The sequence below is a fragment of the Stenotrophomonas sp. GD04054 genome (assembly GCF_029836955.1).
GTDB lineage: Bacteria > Pseudomonadota > Gammaproteobacteria > Xanthomonadales > Xanthomonadaceae > Stenotrophomonas > Stenotrophomonas maltophilia_A.
In genome coordinates, this window is record NZ_JAOECR010000028.1 from 39595 (window position 1) to 57670 (window position 18076).

Below are 18076 nucleotides of genomic sequence, written 5' to 3' on the forward strand. Positions count from 1 at the left end.
CCGGCATGCGCGGTCGCCAGTTGCTGGTGACCGTGGCACTGGTGCTGGCCGCGTTGCTGGTGCTCGGCATCGCGGTGTGGTGGCTGTTGTTCAAGGACACCGCCAGCACCCGTCGGCCGGTGGTGCAGCCGCCGATGCTGGCGCTGCCCCCCCCTCCGCCGCCGCCCCCGCCGCCCCCGGAAAAACCACCGGAGCCGGAGACACCGCCGGAAGAGACGATGCCCGAACCGGAGCCGCTGGATCAGCCGACGCCGGCCGAAGAGCCGACGCCGACGCCGGATAACAGCGATCCGGTGACGATGAATGCCGACGCGCAGGCCGGTGGTGACAACTTCGGTATCCAGTCCGGCAGTGGTGGCGGTTCATCCGGCGTCGGCCGTGGTGGCGCTGGCAACGCCACCTACGGTCGCTACCTGGGCTACCTGATGCAGCAGGCGATCTCGCGCGACGACAAGGTCAAGCGCCTGGCATTCCAGCTGCAGGTGAACGTATGGCTGGCCAGCGATGGCCGCCTGGAGAAGGTCGAGCTGGTACGCGGTAGTGGCAACGAGGAGGCCGACGCGGCCGTGCTCGACGCGCTGCGACGCATCGGCAAGGTCGACCAGGCACCGCCGCCGTCGCTTGATTTCCCCGCCCGCGTCCTGATCCAGGGCCGCCGGCCCGGGGCCTGATTCCCGACCTCCGTGATTTCCCTTCTTTCGATGAGAACCGTGATGAACGACCACGTCCGTGCACGAACCGACTCCCGCCGCCCGCGGCCGGCCCGACGGGCGCTGCTGTGCTGCGCCGTGCTGCTCAGCCTGGCCGCCCCGGCCGGTGCGATGGCTGCCGAAACGACCATGGTCAAGCTGATCAAGGGTCTGATCGCCAGCGGTGCACTGAAATCCGAAGACGGCCAGGCACTGCTGGTACAGGCCGAAGCCGAAGCGGCGGCCGCACAGCGCACTGCAGCCACGGACAGCGCCGCGGCGAGTGGTGGCGTGGCCCTGGAGGCCGGTGACGTGCGCGTGCCGTACGTGCCGCAGAGCGTGCGCGACGGTATCCGTGACGAAGTGCGCCAGGACGTGATGGCGCAGGCGAAATCGGAAGGCTGGGCGGCACCCAACGAAGTGGCCGAGTGGACCAAGCGCATCAAGGTCACCGGCGATGTGCGCGTGCGCAGCGAGTCGCGCTTCTACTCCGAGCGCAACAGCGACATCGTGAGCAACTGGTCGTCAATCAACGCCGGCAACGGCTTCGACACCAATACCAATACCAACCTGCAGCTGCCGCCGCTGCTGAACACCCGCCAGGACCGCCGCAACCTGTGGCGCATCCGTGCCCGCCTCGGCATCGAAGCGACCATTGGCCAGCACACCACGGCGGGAGTGCGCCTGGCCAGTGGCAGCAGCAATGGCCCGGTGTCGACCACCGAACAGCTGGGCGGCGGCCTGAGCAAGAAGGACGTGTGGCTGGACCAGGCGTGGCTGGCCTACAGCCCGGCGGACTGGGTGACGGTGCGTGGCGGCCGCTTCGGCAATCCGTTCTGGACCAGCGACACGCTGTTCTCCAACGACCTCAACTTCGATGGCCTGGCCGCGAACCTGAAGTATGACTTCGACGGTGGCGACCTCGACCTGTTCGGCAACCTCGCGGTGGTGCCGCTGGAATACACCTCCGACAGTTCGCCCAGCCAGAGCCGGGTCAAGACCCCGAACGAGAACAAGTGGCTGTCCGGCGCGCAGGTGGGCGTGAACTGGCGCTTCAACGACGACAACGCGCTGCGTGCTGCGCTGGGCTACTACGACTTCAAGAACATCAGCGGTCGCCTGTCCTCAACGTGCTCGCTGTACTCGGGTGCGGTGGGCTGCGACACTGACTGGTCGCGCCCGGCGTTCATGCAGAAGGGCAACACCCTGATGCTGATCCGCGACATCGCGCGCAATCCGCTGGACCCGGCCAACACGCCCATCCCGCAGTATGTCGGCCTGGCCTCGGCGTTCCGCCTGACCACGCTCAACCTGCGCTGGGATACGCAGCTGGCGCAGGGTATGGGCCTGCGCCTGGATGGCGACTACATCCGCAATCTGGCCTACGACAAGCAGGCCATGTTCAATCGTGCCAACAACGGCATCGTCAACAACTACGGCGCCGGTGGCACCGCCAGCATCGATACCTTCCGCAGCGGCGACACCGCGTGGATGGTGCAGGCCACCTTCGGTGCCACCGAGCTGAAGGAGAAGGGCCAGTGGCAGGCGCTGCTGGGCTACAAGCACATCGAGGCCGACGCGCTGCCCGATGCCTACAACGACCCGAACTTCCACCTGGGTGGCACCAACGCCCGCGGCTACTACGTGGGCGGTGCCTATGCGCTGGATGCGCGCAGCTGGATCAGCGGCAAGTGGATGGCGGCCAAGGAGGTGTCCGGTGCACCGCTGTCGATCGACGTGTTCCAGCTGGAGTTCAATACCGGGTTCTGAGTGGCCGGCGTGATGCGGATCACGTAGTACGTGGCGGGGGCGCAGCGATGCGCCCGTCTAAGGAAAGGAGACCACGCGTTGTTCAAAAGGAGGAGTGGATGAGCCGTCGCAAGCTGTTCGAGAGTCCCGAACCGTCCAGCCAGATGCTGGGTGTTGGACCGGCCTATGTTTCAGTAGAGGGCCTGCGCCAGCACCTGGCCGAGTTCCTGCTGTACGCAGGCCGGCCGGTGGTGATCATGCGCGGGCGCAGCGAAGTGGGCTACTTCCTGCCGGCGCGCTGCTGGCGCCAGCGCGACGATGACCCGCTGGCGGCGGCTGCCGCCGACCAGCTGCTGGATGCGGCCGGTTTCCAGGCCGAGGACATCCAGCAGGTGGAGCAGGAATTCAACGCGATGCGCCAGCGCACCGTGCTGCATTCGCGGCGCTGAAGCAGATCCACGCCACGCGTGGATGGGGTTACGCTGCGCCCCCGCGCTCACTGGTGATGCGCGCACCTTCGCGCATCACCAGCGTCACCGGGGTCTTTTCCACCACCTCCAGCAACCGCTGCCACTGCGCATCGCTCAGCTCGGCGCTGGCATGCAGCACGCGGTGCACGTGGAAGCGTCCATCTTCGTCGCGTTCCGAGCGCAGCTCGGCATGGAACTCGCCCAGTTCCCAGCCCTTGCGCTGCGCATACATGCGCAGAGTGATGGCGGTGCAGGCCGCCAGCGAGGCCAGGTACAGATCGAAGGGCGCGAAGCCCTTGCCCTGGCCGCCCAGCGAGGCGGGCTCGTCCGCGTCCACATCAAAGCTGCCATTGCTGATGTGGTGCAGGTAGTTGTCGCCGGTCGAAACAATGCGCGCGTAGGCCATCACATTCTCCATCTGTCTGTAGCGTCGAACCATGCTCGACTGCTCCAAAAGGCGGCGTCGGCCAGGACCGGCGCCGCCACCCGATCACTCGGTACGATCGTACGAGAACTGGATGCCTGCCGTACCACCGGTTTCGATGAAGAGGTTCATGAACGCCGGCACCGTTTCCGAACGGGCCCAGTCGCGCTGCAGCTCGCAGAACAGCTGCGGCACGCTGATCAGCTGGCCACCGGCCTGTTCGATGCGCCGCAACGCGGCATCATGCGCCGCCAGCGAAGTGCCACCGACGGCGTCGACCACCACATACACCTCATAGCCTTCCTTCAACGCATCCAGGGCCGGGAAAGTCAGGCAGGCCTCAGTCCACAGCGCAGTCATGATCAGCTTGCGACGGCCGGTCGCCTCCACCGCCTTGCGGAACTCGACGTCCTCCCAGGAATTGATGGTGGTGCGGTCGTAGGTGGGGTAGTCGCCCAGCACCTTGCGCAGTTGCGGAATCGGCGGCTTGTTCAGGCCGGTCTTGACGTTCACCGTCGAATGCACGATCGGCAGCCCGTAGGCCACTGCGGCCTTGGCGGTGCCGACGATGTTGTTGACCAGCAGCTGGCGGTCCATCGAGGCGATGGAGTTCACCTGCACCGGCTGGTAGTCGATGATGATGAAGGCGGAATTCTGCGGGGTCAGCAGGTGGTCGCTGGCCGGGTCGCGGATCGGTTCACTGGACATGGTGGGTCTCCGGTTGGGAGGGGGCCGGCGGCTGGCCGGCACCCCGGGGGCAGCTCAGCTGCGCTGCGAATCCAGCTGCTCCTGGTTCTTCTGCACGTCCTGCGCCTTCAGGTAGCTTTCGATCAGCAGCTGGTAGTTCGGGAAGATCTTCGTGTAGACCTCGGCCCACTGCTGGGCATCGTCGCGGTTCCAGGTGCGCTGGATCTCGGAGGCCACCGCGGCGGTGTCCATCGGCACCACGCCGGCCTGCACCACGCGGGCCAGGGTGATCTCTTCGGCCATCTTCGAATAGGTGCCCGAGGCATCGATCACCGCGAACACCTGGTAGCCATCGGCCACGGCGGCGATCGACGGGAAGGCCATGCACACGCTGGTGATGGTGCCGGCGATGATCAGCTGCTTGCGGCCGGTGGCCTTCACTGCAGCAACGAATTCCGGGTTGTCCCAAGCGTTGATCTCACCCTTGCGCGCCACGTACTGAGCATGCGGGGCCGCGTCGTGGATCTCCGGGATCTGCGGGCCGTTCGGGCCCTGCGGGACCGAGGCGGTGGTGATCACCGGCATCTTTGCCAGCGTGGCCATCTTCGCCAGCGCAGTGGCGTGGGCGCGCACGCTGGTGAATGGCATGTCACCGATGGTCTGGAACAGGCCGCTCTGGTGGTCGATCAGCAGCATCGCGGCGTTGTCCGGATCGATCACCGGGCGGGCACCGTTGAAGTTGACGGGGGTACTCATGGTCAGTCTCCTGGGGAAGGTGGGCGATGGCCCGTTGGCGCGGCGGGTCATCACCCGCCGCGCGGAAGCGCTCAGTGCGCGATCTGGCCGAAACGGCCGCTGTTGAAATCGTTGACCGCCTGGCTGATCTCGGCCTGGCTGTTCATCACGAACGGGCCGTAGCCCACCACCGGCTCGTCGATCGGCTCGCCGCTGAGCAGCAGCACAGTGGCGTCGCTGTCGGCGTCGACGAACACGTCCTCGCCGCTGCGATCGAAGGTGACCAGCTGCGCCTCGCCGACCGGCTGGCCGCCGTTGATCCGGACCGAGCCCTTCAGCACCACCAGCGCCAGCGTGCGGCCATCGGCCACCGGCAGTTCGGCGTGGTGGCCCTGCTGCAGGCGGATGTCCCAGACATCCATCGGCGTGTGGGTACGTGCCGGACCGGCGTGGCCGTCGAAGCGGCCCGCGATGACACGCACGCGGCCGGCGCCCTCAGGCAGATCCACCGAGGGGATCTCTGCGTCAAGCAGGGTCTGGTAGCCCGGTGCGCCCATCTTGTCCCGCGCCGGCAGGTTGACCCAAAGCTGGACCATGTCCAGCGTGCCGCCGCGCTTGCTGAATTCCGGCGTGTGGAATTCCTCGTGGAGGATGCCGGAGGCAGCCGTCATCCACTGCACGTCACCCGGGCCGATGGTGCCGCCGGCCCCGGTTGAATCGCGGTGGGCGACCTCGCCCTCATAGACGATGGTGACCGTCTCGAAACCGCGGTGCGGATGCTGGCCGACCCCACGCGGGGTATCGCTGGGGGCGAAGCTGTACGGGCCGGCATAGTCCAGCAGCAGGAACGGGCTCAGGTGCTGGCCGTGGGTGTTGTAGGAAAACATCGAGCGGGCGGGGAATCCATCGCCCACCCAGTGCGGGCGGGGGGCGCTGTAGGTACCGGTGACACGCTTCATGGCGATCTCCTGGCCGGGGCTGCCGGCCGCTGTTCTTCGTTGCAGGAGACGATATCGCCGCGACAATTGGGCTGGTAGACGCCAATATTTGCCGTCATAGTCCTATCTGGTGAACAATGGCGGCAGGCCATGGGCCGCAGGAGATCGCCCCGTGTTCATCGCAGATATCCGCCGTTGTGACCTCAACGACCTGTTCTATTTCGCCATGGTGGTCGAGCACGGCGGCTTCTCGCAGGCCGGGCGGGCGCTGGCCATGCCGAAGTCGAAACTGAGCCGGCGCATCGCGCTGCTGGAAGAACGGTTGGGCGTGCGCCTGATCCAGCGCTCGACCCGGCGTTTCTCGGTCACCGAGGTCGGCCAGGACTACTACCGCCATTGCAAGGCAATGCTGGTCGAGGCGGAGGCGGCCGAAGAAGCCATAGCGATGTCACGCGCCGAGCCGCGCGGCACCATCCGCCTGGCGTGCCCGATCGCGATCCTGCACGCGCGCATCGGCCCGATGCTGGCCGACTTCCTGGCCCTGCACCCCCAGGTGACGGTGCAGCTGGACGCCACCAACCGCCGCGTGGACGTGGTGGGCGAGGGTGTGGACGTGGCGATCCGGGTACGGCCGCCGCCATTGGAAGACAGCGACCTGGTGGTGCGCGTGCTGGCACGCCGGGTCTGGTGCACCAGTGCCAGCCCGGCGCTGCTGCAACGGTTGGGTACGCCGCAGGTGCCGGCCGACCTGGCGATGATGCCGACCGTCGATCTGGCCTCGCCCAGTCAGCAGCATGTGTGGGAATACAGTGGGCCCGGCGAGATCCAGGCCAGCGTGCATCACCGCCCGCGCCTGGTCAGCGATGACATGATCGCGCTGCGCGCAGCCGCGGTGGCCGGGGTCGGGCTGTTGATGCTGCCGCGGATGATGATCACCGATGAGCTGGAGAGCGGGGCGCTGCTGCCGGTGCTCCCCGAGTGGGTGCCGAAGCACGGCATCGTGCATGCGGTGTTCCCTTCGCGGCGTGGGCTGCTGCCGGCGGTACGCGCGTTGATCGATTACCTCGCCGAGCGTTTCGAGGCGTTGGACGAACCGTAGGCTCCGCATCCACATCCACGCATGGCGTGGATCTACTGGATCCGGCGCCGCCTGGGAGATCCACGCCATGCGTGGATGATCCTGGTGCCGCGCGACGGGCCTTCGCTTGCCGCCTGCGGCCGCGCAGCCCACAATCCATGTCCGGACCGTCGCCATCACGCCCATCATTCCCCGGTCCGGCCTTGGCACCTATGTCTCCCAATGCCCTGGTGCTGGTCGAGCTGCTGATCCGCGAGCGCCGTGCGTTGTCTCGCTTCATCGCGCGTTATCTCGACCCGGCCAGTACCGAGGACACCCTGCAGAACCTGTACCTGAAGGCCAGCAGCGTGCCCGGTGATCCACCGATCCTGGAGCCGCGCGGCTATCTGTACCGGATGGCCTATCACCACGCGCTCAACCGCAGCCAGGCCGACGCCCGCGAGCGGCGCGCGATGGCCGAGTACGCCGCCGACATGGCCGAGGCCGGCCACGACGGCGAGGCGCAGGCACTGGACCAGGCACAGCTGCGCGAGATCACCCAGACCATCCTCGCGCTGCCAGCGCAGGTGCGCGAGTGCTTCGTGCTCAACCGCTACCTGGGCCTGAGCGAGCGCGAGATCGCCACACGGCTGGGTATTTCCAAGAGCCTGGTCGGCAAGCATGTGCTGCGCGCGGCACTGTTGATCCAGCAGCACCAGCAGGGAATGCATCGATGAGCGGCGATTGCCGTGGGCAGATCGCGCCCGCCGTTGTCACAACAGGAAAGCGCACCCGTTCGTGGTGCGGCAGGCCACAACCATGACCACGTCCGAACCCTCGCCGCGTCAGGCCAGGCAGGCGTTGCGCTGGGTGATCCGGTGCAGTGCAGGCCCGCTGCCGGAACGCCAGCAACGAACCCTGCAGCGCTGGCTGCAGGCCGATCCACGCCATGCGCTGGCCTGGCGCCAGCAGACGGCGTTCTGGCGGGGGCTGGATGCCGCCGGGCCCGAGGTGCTGGCGGCGCTGCCCGAGCTCACCACCGATCGCGAGGGCCTGCGCCCGATCGCGCCGCGCCGTCGCCTGCCATGGCTGCTGGCCAGTGCCGCCGCCGTCGCACTGATGGTGACGGCGGCACCGCACGCGCTGCTGCTGGCACGCAGTGACCTGCGCAGCAGCGATGCGCCACGCGTGGTGCAACTGGAAGACGGCAGCACCGCCGTGCTCGATGCGGGAACCGCGCTGGCGCTCGAGTTCGACGGCCAGCAGCGTCGCCTGCGCCTTCTGCGCGGGCAGGCCTGGTTCCAGGTGGCGCACGAAGCTCGCCCGTTCCAGGTCGAGGCCGCGGGCGGCCGGGTCCGTGATATCGGCACCGCCTTCAGTGTGTCGATGCAGGACGCCACGGTCACCACCCAGGTCAGTGAGGGTGTGGTCGAAGTGCGGCCGGGCGATGGCAGTGTGCAGCGCCTGCATGCCGGGCAGTCACGGGCGTTCCGTGACGGCCGCTGGCTGCAGCCGGTGCAGCTGGAAGACCCCGAGACCATGGCGCCCTGGCGGCGAGGTGAGGTCGCGATCGACAATCTGCCGGCCGCGCAGGCCATCGCCGATCTGGCCCGCTATCGGCGTGCACCGGTCTGGGTACTGGGCGGGCAGGGCGCGAACGTGCGGGTCAGTGGCCTGTTCCACCTGCAGCAGCCGGAGACCGCCATTGATGCCGTGGCCGCACAGGCAGGACTGCGCGTGCAGCGCTTGCCCGGTGGCGCGTTGGTGCTGTGGTGAGGTGCCGCCGGTTCATGGCGGAATACGCGGCATGAAAAAAACATGAAAAAACCGTGGGCACCTGCAGTGTCCCGCTGTCTATAGAGGTATAGCCAGAGCGAAACACCGTTTTTCCTCAAGCCAGACACACCACCGGCACCGGATGTGCCCGTGGTCCAGCCACGCTTGAGGAGTTCCTGTCCATGCCGTCCACGGCATCCGCCTGTCATCGTCGCGCCACCGTTCTGGCCCTGGCCGTTTCCACCGCATTGCTGCCGCTGGCCTGGGTGCCGGCCGTGCAGGCACAACCGGCGATCGTCGCGCCGGTGCGCCAGTACGCCATCCCGGAGCAGCCACTGGCTGATGCCGTACGTGCCTTTGGCCGCCAGGCTGATGTGCAGGTGGTGTTCCGCAGTGACCTGGTGGAGGGCCGCCGCTCCAGTGCGGTGAGTGGCGAGTACAGCCAGATGCAGGCCCTGCAGCAGCTGCTGCGCGGCAGCGGCGTGCGCGCACAGCGCGGCATGGACGGTACCTGGAGCCTGCGGGCCGCAGCGGAGGCGGGCGAAGGGGAGGGGGTGCGGGTGACCGAAACACTGGACGTGGCCGGTCGCCTTCAGTCGGAAGGGGGTGAGGCGCGCGATCGGCGCGGCTACGATGATGTGTTCGCGCTGGACCTGACCACGGCGTATTCGGGGCGCGACCGGGTGGAGCGCTATCGCGGTTCCAATCCGGCCGACGTGGTCAAGGATCTGGTCGGCGTGTTCAGCGGCGATGCGCGCAACAGCGGCGCGCTGGACGTCAACGTCCGCGGCATCCAGGGGCCCGGGCGGGTGCCGGTCAGCATCGACGGTGGCGAACAGGCGCTCACGGTCTGGCGCGGCTACAACGGCGTCAGCAACCGCAACTACATCGATCCCAACCTGATTGGTGGCATCCAGGTCATCAAGGGGCCAGGGCTGGTGCGCGATGTGCACAGCGGGATCGGCGGTGCGCTGGTGATCAAGACCATCGACGTTGACGACATTGTTGCTGCCGGCGAGCGCTTCGGCGGGGAGCTGAAGATCGAAGGCAGCAGCAATGCGGTGGCACCGCGCCTGCCGCGCCTGCACACCGGCGAGGATTACCGCACTGTGCCGGGGTTCCCGCAGGGCTCGCCGAACTCACCCTATGACGACCGCACCCTGGTGGTGCCGGTGAAGTCGCGCAGTGGCAACAACCCCTTCGATGGCGAAGACCAGGCCTGGCGGTTGGCACTGGGCGTACGCGGCGACAACGTCGACCTGATGGCCGCCTACGCCTGGCGCAAGCGGGGCAACTACTTCTCCGGCAGCAAGGGGAGCGCGTACTACGACCAGGACCGGCGCGAGCAGTACGAGTACCAGGGCATCGACTACATCACCACGCTGGCGCGTTACTTCAAACCGGGCGATGAAGTGCCCAATACATCCAGCGAACAGGAGTCCTGGCTGGTCAAGGGAACCTGGCAGATCAACGACGACCAGCAGCTGAAGGCCACCTGGCGGCGCACGCTGTCGCACTACGGCGAGATCATGCCGTCGCGCATCCTGTCCGCGCCCGACTACGGGCGCATCCAGTGGCCGCTCAGCCGGGTTGCGTCCGATGCCTGGAACCTGGAATACCGCTTCCAGCCGGCCGGCAGCCGCTGGCTGGACCTCTACGCCAACCTGTGGCGCACCGAGACGGACAGCGATACCTACAGTGCTGGCGGCTTCCCGAACTTCGCAGTGGGTAATCCGGCATGGAACCCGGACGCCAGCCCGATCCTGCGCAACACCGCGCTGGCCAACGCGCGCAACGACCGCACCGGCCTGATCCTGAGCAACCGCTTCGCCCTGCATTCGACCCTGGACCTGACCGTGGGCGGCAACTGGCAGTACGAGAAGCTCGGCTCGAGCGATCCGTACTTCGGTACCACCGATGGCTGGCGCATGTTCCCGCGTGCCGGGCGCCGACAGGAGGGCGAGGGCTACCTGACCCTGGAGTGGCGGCCGGTCGACTTCCTTACCCTCAATGCAGGCGTACGCTACAGCCGCTACTGGGCCTTCGACGATTTCCTCGAGGCGCACCCCGAGCTGCTGACCAAGGGCGTAGGTGGCAAGGAAGCGCAGTACACCGTGAACGAGTTGCCGCCCCGTCCCGCCAATCTGCAGGCCCGCATCGACGCGTTGGAAGCACGCCGCGCCGTATGGGAAAAGCGCGGCATGGGCTGGTTCATCGATGACAGCATCCGTGCCTTGCTGGCACCGTACGAGACGCCGCGTCCGGTCAGGTACACGCGGCCCTGGCTACCCGATGCCGATGGCAACTACACCCGCGCCGGCAATCCCTGCCTCAATGGCGAAGTGGCGGCCATTCCCGGCGTGCAGCCGGTGTTCGCCGGCAGCGACCAGGTCTGCAACATCGGCAACAGCGTACAGTCGCAGCCGGTCGATGCACGCAACAGCCGCCGCCGCGACCATGCCTGGCTGCCGACCTTCTCGGCCACTGCACACCTGTCCCCGGCCGCCCGTGCCTACGTGCGCTACAGCGAAGCGGTGCGCTTCCCGAGCATGTTCGAAAGCACCATCGCCTTCTCCGGCAGCCTCAATCCGCTGCATGCGCTCAAGCCCGAGCACGCCTACAACTACGAAGTGGGCTACGTGCACAACCTGTCGGCCCTGTTCGGCAACACCGCCGATGCCGACGTCAAGCTGGCGTACTACGTGCATAAGACCCGTGACGTGATCGAGCGCGATGGCAACTTCCTGTTCGACAACATCGACAAGCAGACCATCCGTGGCATCGAACTGCAGGCCCGCTTCGACAACCGGCGCTTCTTCACCGATCTGGGCATCACCCGCACGCTGGAAAACGAGGTGTGTGACGAGAGCACGGCGGTGCTCCTGGATGCGAACCGCGGCCTGGTCCCGAACTGCGTGCAGGATGGTTTCGTCGGTGGCTACCTGCTGACCCAGGCCATTCCCAAGCTGTCGATCAACTGGTCGCTGGGCACGCGCCTGTTCGATGAGCGCCTGGAGCTTGGCAGCCGCATCGTGCACTACCAGCGCCACGAGAACCCTGATCTGCAGGCCTACCGTGACCGCCTGCTGAGCGGTGGCAGCGGCCTGCTCTGGCAGAACGTGCCGTTCACCTGGGGAAACATCACCACCGTCGATGCCTATGCGCGCTGGCGCTTCAACGAGCATGCCAGCGTCGAACTGGTCGGCAGCAACCTCGGCAACCGCTACTACGTCGATCCAGCCACGCGGTCCACGCTGCCGGCCCCGGGTCGCACCCTGAAGCTCGGCGTCACCGCGCGCTTCTGATCTCCCACCTTCAAGCGTTGTACCCGTAGTTCCCTCAACCAAGGAGCAATACCATGAAAATGATCTCCCGTTCGGTTCTCGCCGTTGCTGCCTCGCTGGCTCTGGTCGGTGCCGCGCATGCTGCCGATATCGTCGGTGCCGCCAGTGCCAAGACCGATGCCGAGCTGTATGTGGCGGTTGGCGAATCGCAGGTCAATGGCGGCCCGCACCGCGCTGGCAAGGCCGGTATCGGTGTCGGTACCGTGTCCCAGGCCAAGCCGGTGGACTTCCAGGGCCTGAGCGCCTACTCGGCACCGACCACCGTCAATGGCGTGACGGTACGTACCCTGGCCATGCCGATCACCGGCGCACCGGGCAGCCACGCCGGCATGGGCCACTTCAACTTCGTCAAGGTCGGCAGTGGCGATGTCTGGTTCGGTGAATGGTCCAAGGATGGCGCCGCCGGTGGCTTCAACAACCGCCAGGTCTACTTCGTTGGTGACCGCGCCGGCACCACGTTGCCTGCTGGCGTGGCGTCCTACACCGTTGCTGGCCTGAACAAGTTCAACGGCAGCAACCTGCTGAGCGGCACCTTCGACGCCGACTTCGGCGCCGGCACCCTGGATGGTGCGCTGTCGGGCAACGGCCTGAACCTGGCCATCGTTGCCAACATCAACAGTGCCGACGCATCGTTCGCCGGTTCGGCCACCGCCAACGGCAGCGTTGCCGGCACCACCCAGGGGCAGTTCTTCGGCGCCAACGCGGCCGCCCTGGCCGGTATCGCCACCTTCAGCGGCAACAGCCAGTACGATACCGCCTTCGGCGGCAGCAAGAACTGATTGCCACGCCCCTGACGGGGCAGGGCAGGGACAAGCCGCGATCCGCCAGTCCCTGCTTCGGCCCGCTGCATGCACCACCACGGATCGACCATGCGCCATCCCATCTTCCTTGTCGTACTGCTGCTGGCGGCCGCCGACGTGCGCGCCCAGCAGGACGATCTTCGCCGCGTGCTCGAACAGGGCACCGACCTGCGCCACCAGCAGCAGGACCAGCAGCGCCTGCAGCAGGCCGAGTCGGAGCGACCGACCATCACCATCGACGGCCAGACCCTGCGCGTGGAGCGCACGGTCGACGATCTGGGCCAGGCGCTGTACCTGTCGCTGCAGCATCAGCAATGGGGCGCCGCGCAACGCTTCCTGGATGAATACATCGAACTGCCTGGCCACGACCCGTTGCTGCGCCACTATGCGCAGGGCGGCCTGGCGCGGGTGGCCGGCTATCACCATCGCGCGGCCAACGAGTACGAGGCGCTGCTGGAGGCACAGCCGGATTTCCTGCCGGCCCGCCTTGAACTTGCGCGCGTCTACGCCGAAGACCAGCGCGATCGCGATGCGGTGGCGTTGTTCACGGCGATCGCGGATGGCATCAATGCCGATGACCCTGCCACCGCAGGTGTACGCGGACGGGTGGACGCCTATCTGGCTGCGCTGCAGGCGCGCCAGCGCTGGAAAGGCGCGCTGTCCGCCGGCCCGGCATGGAGCGACAACATCAACCGCAGTTCGGCCAGCCGCACCTGCCTGTTCGGGGTAGGCGACACCTGCATCATCCAGCGCAATCTTCCCGATGCCCAGCGCGCCATGGGCCTGGACTACGACGGTAACCTCGAACGTCGCTGGGCCCTGAGGGGCCACCATGGCGTGTACGTGCGTGGCCTCGCATTCGGCCAGGCATGGCGCGGGCACAGCGCCTACAACGAGCTCAATGCCAACGTGCAGGCGGGTTACAGCTGGCGTAGCGCACGGCATACCCTGCAGATCGCCCCCAGCTATGACTATCAGGGCCTCGGCAACCGGGCCCTGCAAGGCGGTAGCGGGCTGCATGGCGAATGGCAATATGCGCTGGACGCGCGCAGCCTGCTCAAGCTGGAGGCCGACTGGAAGCGCCAGCGCTATCGCCAGCGTGGCCTGGCCAGCAATTACGACGGTGAGCTGGCCGCGGTGTATGCCACCTGGTTCCGTGCGCTCAACCCGCGCTGGACCCTCTTTGCCGGGCTGGACCTGAGTGACAGCAGCGCTGCCAACCCAGCCAACGGCTACCGCCAGCGCGGCGTGCGGCTGGGTGCAGCGCGGCAATGGAGTGGCACCACCGCCACCGTATTCGTCTCGTTGCGCGAGCGCGACTACGACGCGTGGAGTCCGCTGCTGGAGGCGCGGCGTGAGGACAGCGAACAGAACCTGATCGCCATCGTGCGCAGCGAGCGCCTTGCCGTGGCCGGGCTGGTACCCAGCCTGAGCCTGCGCTACGCGCGCATCGACAGCAACGTTGGCTGGCTGTACAGCCACGACCGCAGCCTGCTCAGCCTGAAGTGGGAGCGGGCCTTCTGAACACGCCGCTGCAATGCCGCGGTGAACGGGCCGTGGCCGCGATCTTCATCCATCATCACGCGCTCTTGTAGCCCGGTTCGCGCATCCTGCGGGCGTTGCGGCAGAGCTGGGCCGCGTGTATCGAGGAGCGCCGGTCGTGCTGGAAGCGGGCAACAAACCAGAGGGCCTGAAAGGGCTGCGTGTACTGGTGGCGGAGGATGAATTCGCCATCGCGATGTTCCTGGTCGACTATCTGGAGCTGAAAGGCGCACAGGTGGTGGGGCCGGCAGGTGACCTGCAGGCGCTGGGGCAGCTGGTCGATACCCATCCCATCGATGTGGCATTGCTGGACATCAACCTGGGCGGTGAGCAGGTCTATCCGCTGGCCGATCGGCTGGCCGAGGCGGGTACGCCCTTTCTGCTGACCTCCGGTTACGACGACAACCTGCCCAGCCGCTTCGCCAGCGCGCCGCGCTGTACCAAGCCTTATCACATCGAAACCCTGGTGCAGCAGCTGGCCGGGCTGGTGGCGGCGCCGCAGGTCTCTGCGGGCATCGCCTGATTGCGCGGCATGTCGCGCCGTCCTGAAGGCATCCACGCTGCCAAGCTGCGTGGCTCGATGCCACCTGCGCCGCGCCTGCATGCGCGCCACGATGGCATGGCCGCGCGCATCGCCCGTCACGACTGGTCGTCCACGCCATTGGGTGCCTGTGAGCAGTGGCCGCCCCACCTGCGCGCCACTGTCGACCTGATGCTGGCCCATGGCTTCCCGATGATCGTGCTGTGGGGCGAGCAGCTGGTGCAGCTCTACAACGATGGTTATGCTGAGATCCTGGCCGACAAGCATCCCGGCGGGCTCGGCCAGCCGACCCGCGAGTGCTGGCCCGAGGTGTGGCACATCAACGGGCCGCTCTATACCCGGGTTTGGCAGGGCGAGACGCTCACCTTCGAAGACAAGCTGTACCCGCTGGTCCGGCGCGGCCGGCTGGAAGACATCTGGTTCACGATCACCTACAGCCCGATCCGCGGCGAGGAAGGGCGGATCAACGGCGTGCTGGTGACGATGTTCGAGACCACCGCCGCGCATCTGGCGCTGGCCGCGCGCGAGCGCGAGGAACTACGGCGGCGCGAGAGCGAGCGGCGCCTGGAGCTGGCCTTCAGGATGCTGCCGGTCGGCCTGTGCATTGTTGATCTGCAGGGCCGCATGCTGCTGTCCAACGATCAGATGCGCGCCTATCTGCCCACCGGCAAGGTGCCTTCCAGAGACGCCGACAACCAGCATCGCTGGCACGGCTGCCATCCCGATGGCACCCCCATTGCACCGGACGACTTCGCCATCGCCCGCGCAATGCGCGGCGAGACCGTGGTGCCGGGGCTGGAGTTCCAGTACCTGCATGATGATGGCCGCGCGCGCTGGACCCGGGTCGCTGCCGCGCCCCTGCGCGATGGCGACGGTGAGGTCAGCGGGGTATTTGCCATCGCGGTGGACATCGACGACCTCAAGCGTGCCACTGAGCGTCAATCGGTATTGCTGGCCGAACTGCAGCACCGGGTGCGCAACATCATGTCGACCATCCATGCCATTGCCTGGCGGACCCGCGAGTCGGTCAGCAGTGTGGATGAATACGCTGAACGATTGTGCGGGCGACTGATGTCGCTGGCACGCACGCAGAGCCTGCTGACCCGTGGTGCCAATGCCGGCGTCTGCCTGCGTGGCATGCTCGACGAGGAGATCGCTGCGCAGACGCCGGCAGCGGCCGCCTACCGCCTGCAGGGCGAGGACGTGCTGCTGCCGCCGAAAGCAGCCGAAGTACTGTCCCTGGCGATCCACGAATTAGCGACCAACGCGCTGAGGCATGGCGCGCTCACCCATGAGGATGGCCGGATCGAGGTCACCTGGGATCTGCAGGTTCAGGCCGGCCAGCCATGGCTGGGCCTGCACTGGTGCGAGCGTCATGCCGAGGTGGAGGACTGGGAGCTGCCACGCCAGCGCGGCCTGGGCCGGGCGCTGATCGAGCAGCGCGTGCCGTACGAGCTGGCTGGCAGCGGGGAGCTGCGCTTTGACCCACAAGGCCTGGATGCCTGGATCCGCTTCCCGCTGCGGGAGCGCGACAGCCTGCTGCAGACCGATGCGCCGGGCGCGGCGGCGGAGGGTTCCGTCAGGTAAAGGTCCATTTATCCCCAATTGGGCCAAATTGGGCATAATGGCCTCAACTATCCCCGTCTGGAGCCGTGCCATGACCCTGCCGCTGGATCTGCCTGGCCTCGAAAAGGCCCCGGCCTCGTCGGTGAAGACCCGTGGCTGGCCGAGCCTGATGCGCACCGTGCGCGAGAAGCAGGCACTGGTCATCACCAACCATAATCATCCGGAAGCGGTGATCGTGGATATCCGCACGTACCAGGAGCTGCTGGCCAAGGCCGCTGGCGGTGACGCCGGTGAGCGCAGTGAAGAACTGCTGCGCCTGCGCGGTGAGTTCGACCAGACCCTGGCCAGCCTGCAGCGCGGTGAGGGGCTGGGCAAGGTGCTGGGCCAGCCGATCCGCCGTGGCCGCAAGGTCACCCTCGGCCGTCCGCTCTGAACGATGGGGCGGATCCTGGTGCTGGCCGGCGTCAATGGCGCCGGCAAAAGTTCGCTGCTGGGTACCTGGCTGGAAGCCGAAGGACTGAGCTGGTTCAACCCCGATTCGTTCACCCGCCGCCTGGTCGAGGCTGGCTGGCCGCTGCCCGAAGCCAATGCCGAGGCCTGGCAGGAAGGCACCCGCCGCCTGCGCCAGGCCATGGCCGATGGCACGGACTTCGCCTTCGAGACCACGTTGGGTGGCAACACCATTCCACGCCTGCTTCGCGAGGCCTGCGAGCACCATCACGTCGCGATCTGGTTCTGTGGCCTGGCCACGGTCGAGCTGCACATCGCCCGCGTGGCGGCGCGGGTAGAGGCCGGTGGCCACGATATTCCGGTGGAAAAGATCCACGCCCGCTTCGATTCGGCGCGCGAGAACCTGTTGGACCTGCTGCCGCACCTGGCTGAGCTGCATGTCTACGACAACAGCGCGCCGGCCGACGCAGAAGGCTGCGCCGAGCCCCTCCCGGTGCTGGCGATGGAGCGCGGCCAGCTGCAGTACCCGGTCTCGGTGGCCGAACTGCTGCACACGCCGGACTGGGCCAAACCGATCGTGATGCGCGCGATGGAGTTGGACACCCCGCAGTAGATCCACCCCATGTGTGGATGCCTTTCACGCATCGCGCGAAACCGCGCCGTGCACGACTGGGCGCCACCGGAGCTGCGGTTAGACTGACCGCACACTCATGGAGGACGACATGCACGGACCTGCGACGTTCCGCTCCACTTCGATCTGTCTGGTGCTTGCTGCGCTGGCGCTGTCCAGCCTGACGGCGACGGCCGCGCCTGTCGCGTCCAAGCGGGTGGCGCCGCCGCCCAGCCTGGTACAGGCCTACCTCGCCGCCGAAGCCAACCTGCGGCTGATTCCCGGCGACGACATTGAATCCGATTTCCGTCCGGTGTGGACCGCTGTTGCCGACCTCGATGGCGATGGCCGTGCCGAGGTCGTGTACTTCTATACGTCCACCTACACCGGCGGCAGCTTCGCGCAACGCAATGTGGTGGCGGTGATGACGGCGCTGACGGCAATCGATCCGCGCGGCCAGGAGAACCCGAACAGCCTGTCGCCGGTGGAAGCAGAGGACTATGCCGCCATCCGCCAGTATGGCTATGGTGACGACGCGGTTGAACAGATTCCAGGCGCCATCCGCGCGATCCGCATCCAGGGTGATCGCATCATTGTCGATTTCACCGTCAGTGCCGGGGCGACGGTCTGCGAATGGAAGAGCCCGAACCGCCACGTCTGTCCGCCGGACGGAAACTACACATGGACGCTGCGTTGGA

Annotated in this window: 18 protein-coding genes; 14 read left to right on the forward strand and 4 right to left on the reverse strand. The window is 67.0% G+C overall.

From position 1 onward, the window contains the following. Positions 1–5 precede the first annotated feature (5 nt). The 3 genes from N7573_RS13870 (at position 6) to N7573_RS13880 (ending at position 2887) form a co-directional block, all read left to right on the forward strand. Positions 6–671 (forward strand): cell envelope integrity protein TolA, encoded by a 666-nt coding sequence (locus N7573_RS13870; protein WP_279943196.1) that lies wholly within the window; start codon positions 6–8, stop codon positions 669–671. Between the two features lie 42 nt (positions 672–713). Beyond that, a complete protein-coding gene (locus tag N7573_RS13875) occupies positions 714–2459 on the forward strand; it encodes a putative porin (protein WP_279913157.1) in 1746 nt (581 codons plus the stop codon). A gap of 98 nt (positions 2460–2557) precedes the next feature. After that, the gene (locus tag N7573_RS13880; RefSeq protein ID WP_005409871.1) at positions 2558–2887 is read left to right on the forward strand and encodes a hypothetical protein; all 330 of its coding nucleotides are present in this window, start codon (positions 2558–2560) and stop codon (positions 2885–2887) included. Between the two features lie 28 nt (positions 2888–2915). On the opposite strand, the gene N7573_RS13885 is transcribed toward N7573_RS13880, so the two are convergent. The 4 genes from N7573_RS13885 to N7573_RS13900 all read right to left on the reverse strand — a co-directional run bounded on the left by N7573_RS13885 (position 2916) and on the right by N7573_RS13900 (position 5713). After that, positions 2916–3314, reverse strand: a complete 399-nt coding sequence (locus N7573_RS13885) for an OsmC family protein (protein WP_071227964.1) — start codon at positions 3312–3314, stop codon at positions 2916–2918. An 84-nt stretch (positions 3315–3398) separates the two neighbouring features. Continuing rightward, the gene (locus tag N7573_RS13890; protein WP_005409869.1) at positions 3399–4040 is read right to left on the reverse strand and encodes a hydrolase; all 642 of its coding nucleotides are present in this window, start codon (positions 4038–4040) and stop codon (positions 3399–3401) included. 54 nt (positions 4041–4094) lie between these two features. Continuing rightward, positions 4095–4775 (reverse strand): hydrolase, encoded by a 681-nt coding sequence (locus N7573_RS13895; protein ID WP_279913156.1) that lies wholly within the window; start codon positions 4773–4775, stop codon positions 4095–4097. Between the two features lie 71 nt (positions 4776–4846). Next, a complete protein-coding gene (locus N7573_RS13900; protein WP_032129427.1) occupies positions 4847–5713 on the reverse strand; it encodes a pirin family protein in 867 nt (288 codons plus the stop codon). A 151-nt stretch (positions 5714–5864) separates the two neighbouring features. Between N7573_RS13900 and N7573_RS13905 the strand changes: the two genes are divergently transcribed. The 11 genes from N7573_RS13905 to N7573_RS13955 form a co-directional block, all read left to right on the forward strand. After that, on the forward strand, positions 5865–6791 hold the full coding sequence (locus tag N7573_RS13905) for a LysR family transcriptional regulator (protein WP_071227968.1): 927 nt from the start codon (positions 5865–5867) through the stop codon (positions 6789–6791). 191 nt (positions 6792–6982) lie between these two features. Continuing rightward, a complete protein-coding gene (locus tag N7573_RS13910) occupies positions 6983–7486 on the forward strand; it encodes an RNA polymerase sigma factor (RefSeq protein ID WP_279913154.1) in 504 nt (167 codons plus the stop codon). An 82-nt stretch (positions 7487–7568) separates the two neighbouring features. Continuing rightward, on the forward strand, positions 7569–8525 hold the full coding sequence (locus N7573_RS13915; RefSeq protein WP_279913152.1) for a FecR domain-containing protein: 957 nt from the start codon (positions 7569–7571) through the stop codon (positions 8523–8525). 182 nt (positions 8526–8707) lie between these two features. Then, positions 8708–11830, forward strand: coding sequence for a TonB-dependent receptor (locus tag N7573_RS13920; protein WP_279913150.1), 3123 nt, complete (start codon positions 8708–8710; stop codon positions 11828–11830). A 53-nt stretch (positions 11831–11883) separates the two neighbouring features. Further along, positions 11884–12648, forward strand: a complete 765-nt coding sequence (locus N7573_RS13925) for a Slam-dependent surface lipoprotein (RefSeq protein WP_032129432.1) — start codon at positions 11884–11886, stop codon at positions 12646–12648. Positions 12649–12738: 90 nt separating this feature from the next. After that, the gene (locus tag N7573_RS13930; protein ID WP_279913148.1) at positions 12739–14193 is read left to right on the forward strand and encodes a surface lipoprotein assembly modifier; all 1455 of its coding nucleotides are present in this window, start codon (positions 12739–12741) and stop codon (positions 14191–14193) included. 136 nt (positions 14194–14329) lie between these two features. Next, complete coding sequence (locus tag N7573_RS13935) at positions 14330–14734, forward strand: response regulator (protein WP_019337750.1); 405 nt, start codon at positions 14330–14332, stop codon at positions 14732–14734. A 9-nt stretch (positions 14735–14743) separates the two neighbouring features. Next, positions 14744–16339, forward strand: coding sequence for a PAS domain-containing protein (locus N7573_RS13940; RefSeq protein WP_279913146.1), 1596 nt, complete (start codon positions 14744–14746; stop codon positions 16337–16339). A gap of 70 nt (positions 16340–16409) precedes the next feature. Then, complete coding sequence (locus tag N7573_RS13945) at positions 16410–16751, forward strand: type II toxin-antitoxin system prevent-host-death family antitoxin (RefSeq protein ID WP_005413623.1); 342 nt, start codon at positions 16410–16412, stop codon at positions 16749–16751. A gap of 3 nt (positions 16752–16754) precedes the next feature. Next, positions 16755–17381 carry an AAA family ATPase gene (locus tag N7573_RS13950; RefSeq protein ID WP_049399751.1) on the forward strand — a complete coding sequence of 209 codons (627 nt, stop codon included), beginning with the start codon at positions 16755–16757 and terminating at the stop codon, positions 17379–17381. A gap of 109 nt (positions 17382–17490) precedes the next feature. Next, on the forward strand, positions 17491–18076 hold a 586-nt coding region (locus tag N7573_RS13955; protein ID WP_279943197.1), incomplete at its 3' end, for a hypothetical protein.

Excerpts from the sequence above, each read along its gene's own strand:
- N7573_RS13920 (WP_279913150.1), top strand. The coding sequence starts at position 8,708 with ATGCCGTCCACGGCATCCGCCTGTCATCGTCGCGCCACCGTTCTGGCC.
- N7573_RS13910 (WP_279913154.1), top strand. The coding sequence starts at position 6,983 with ATGTCTCCCAATGCCCTGGTGCTGGTCGAGCTGCTGATCCGCGAGCGC.
- N7573_RS13870 (WP_279943196.1), top strand. The coding sequence starts at position 6 with ATGCGCGGTCGCCAGTTGCTGGTGACCGTGGCACTGGTGCTGGCCGCG.
- N7573_RS13880 (WP_005409871.1), top strand. The coding sequence starts at position 2,558 with ATGAGCCGTCGCAAGCTGTTCGAGAGTCCCGAACCGTCCAGCCAGATG.
- N7573_RS13930 (WP_279913148.1), top strand. The coding sequence starts at position 12,739 with ATGCGCCATCCCATCTTCCTTGTCGTACTGCTGCTGGCGGCCGCCGAC.
- N7573_RS13915 (WP_279913152.1), top strand. The coding sequence starts at position 7,569 with ATGACCACGTCCGAACCCTCGCCGCGTCAGGCCAGGCAGGCGTTGCGC.
- N7573_RS13885 (WP_071227964.1), bottom strand. The coding sequence starts at position 3,314 with ATGGCCTACGCGCGCATTGTTTCGACCGGCGACAACTACCTGCACCAC.
- N7573_RS13895 (WP_279913156.1), bottom strand. The coding sequence starts at position 4,775 with ATGAGTACCCCCGTCAACTTCAACGGTGCCCGCCCGGTGATCGATCCG.
- N7573_RS13925 (WP_032129432.1), top strand. The coding sequence starts at position 11,884 with ATGAAAATGATCTCCCGTTCGGTTCTCGCCGTTGCTGCCTCGCTGGCT.
- N7573_RS13900 (WP_032129427.1), bottom strand. The coding sequence starts at position 5,713 with ATGAAGCGTGTCACCGGTACCTACAGCGCCCCCCGCCCGCACTGGGTG.
- N7573_RS13940 (WP_279913146.1), top strand. The coding sequence starts at position 14,744 with ATGTCGCGCCGTCCTGAAGGCATCCACGCTGCCAAGCTGCGTGGCTCG.
- N7573_RS13945 (WP_005413623.1), top strand. The coding sequence starts at position 16,410 with ATGACCCTGCCGCTGGATCTGCCTGGCCTCGAAAAGGCCCCGGCCTCG.
- N7573_RS13890 (WP_005409869.1), bottom strand. The coding sequence starts at position 4,040 with ATGTCCAGTGAACCGATCCGCGACCCGGCCAGCGACCACCTGCTGACC.
- N7573_RS13875 (WP_279913157.1), top strand. The coding sequence starts at position 714 with ATGAACGACCACGTCCGTGCACGAACCGACTCCCGCCGCCCGCGGCCG.
- N7573_RS13950 (WP_049399751.1), top strand. The coding sequence starts at position 16,755 with ATGGGGCGGATCCTGGTGCTGGCCGGCGTCAATGGCGCCGGCAAAAGT.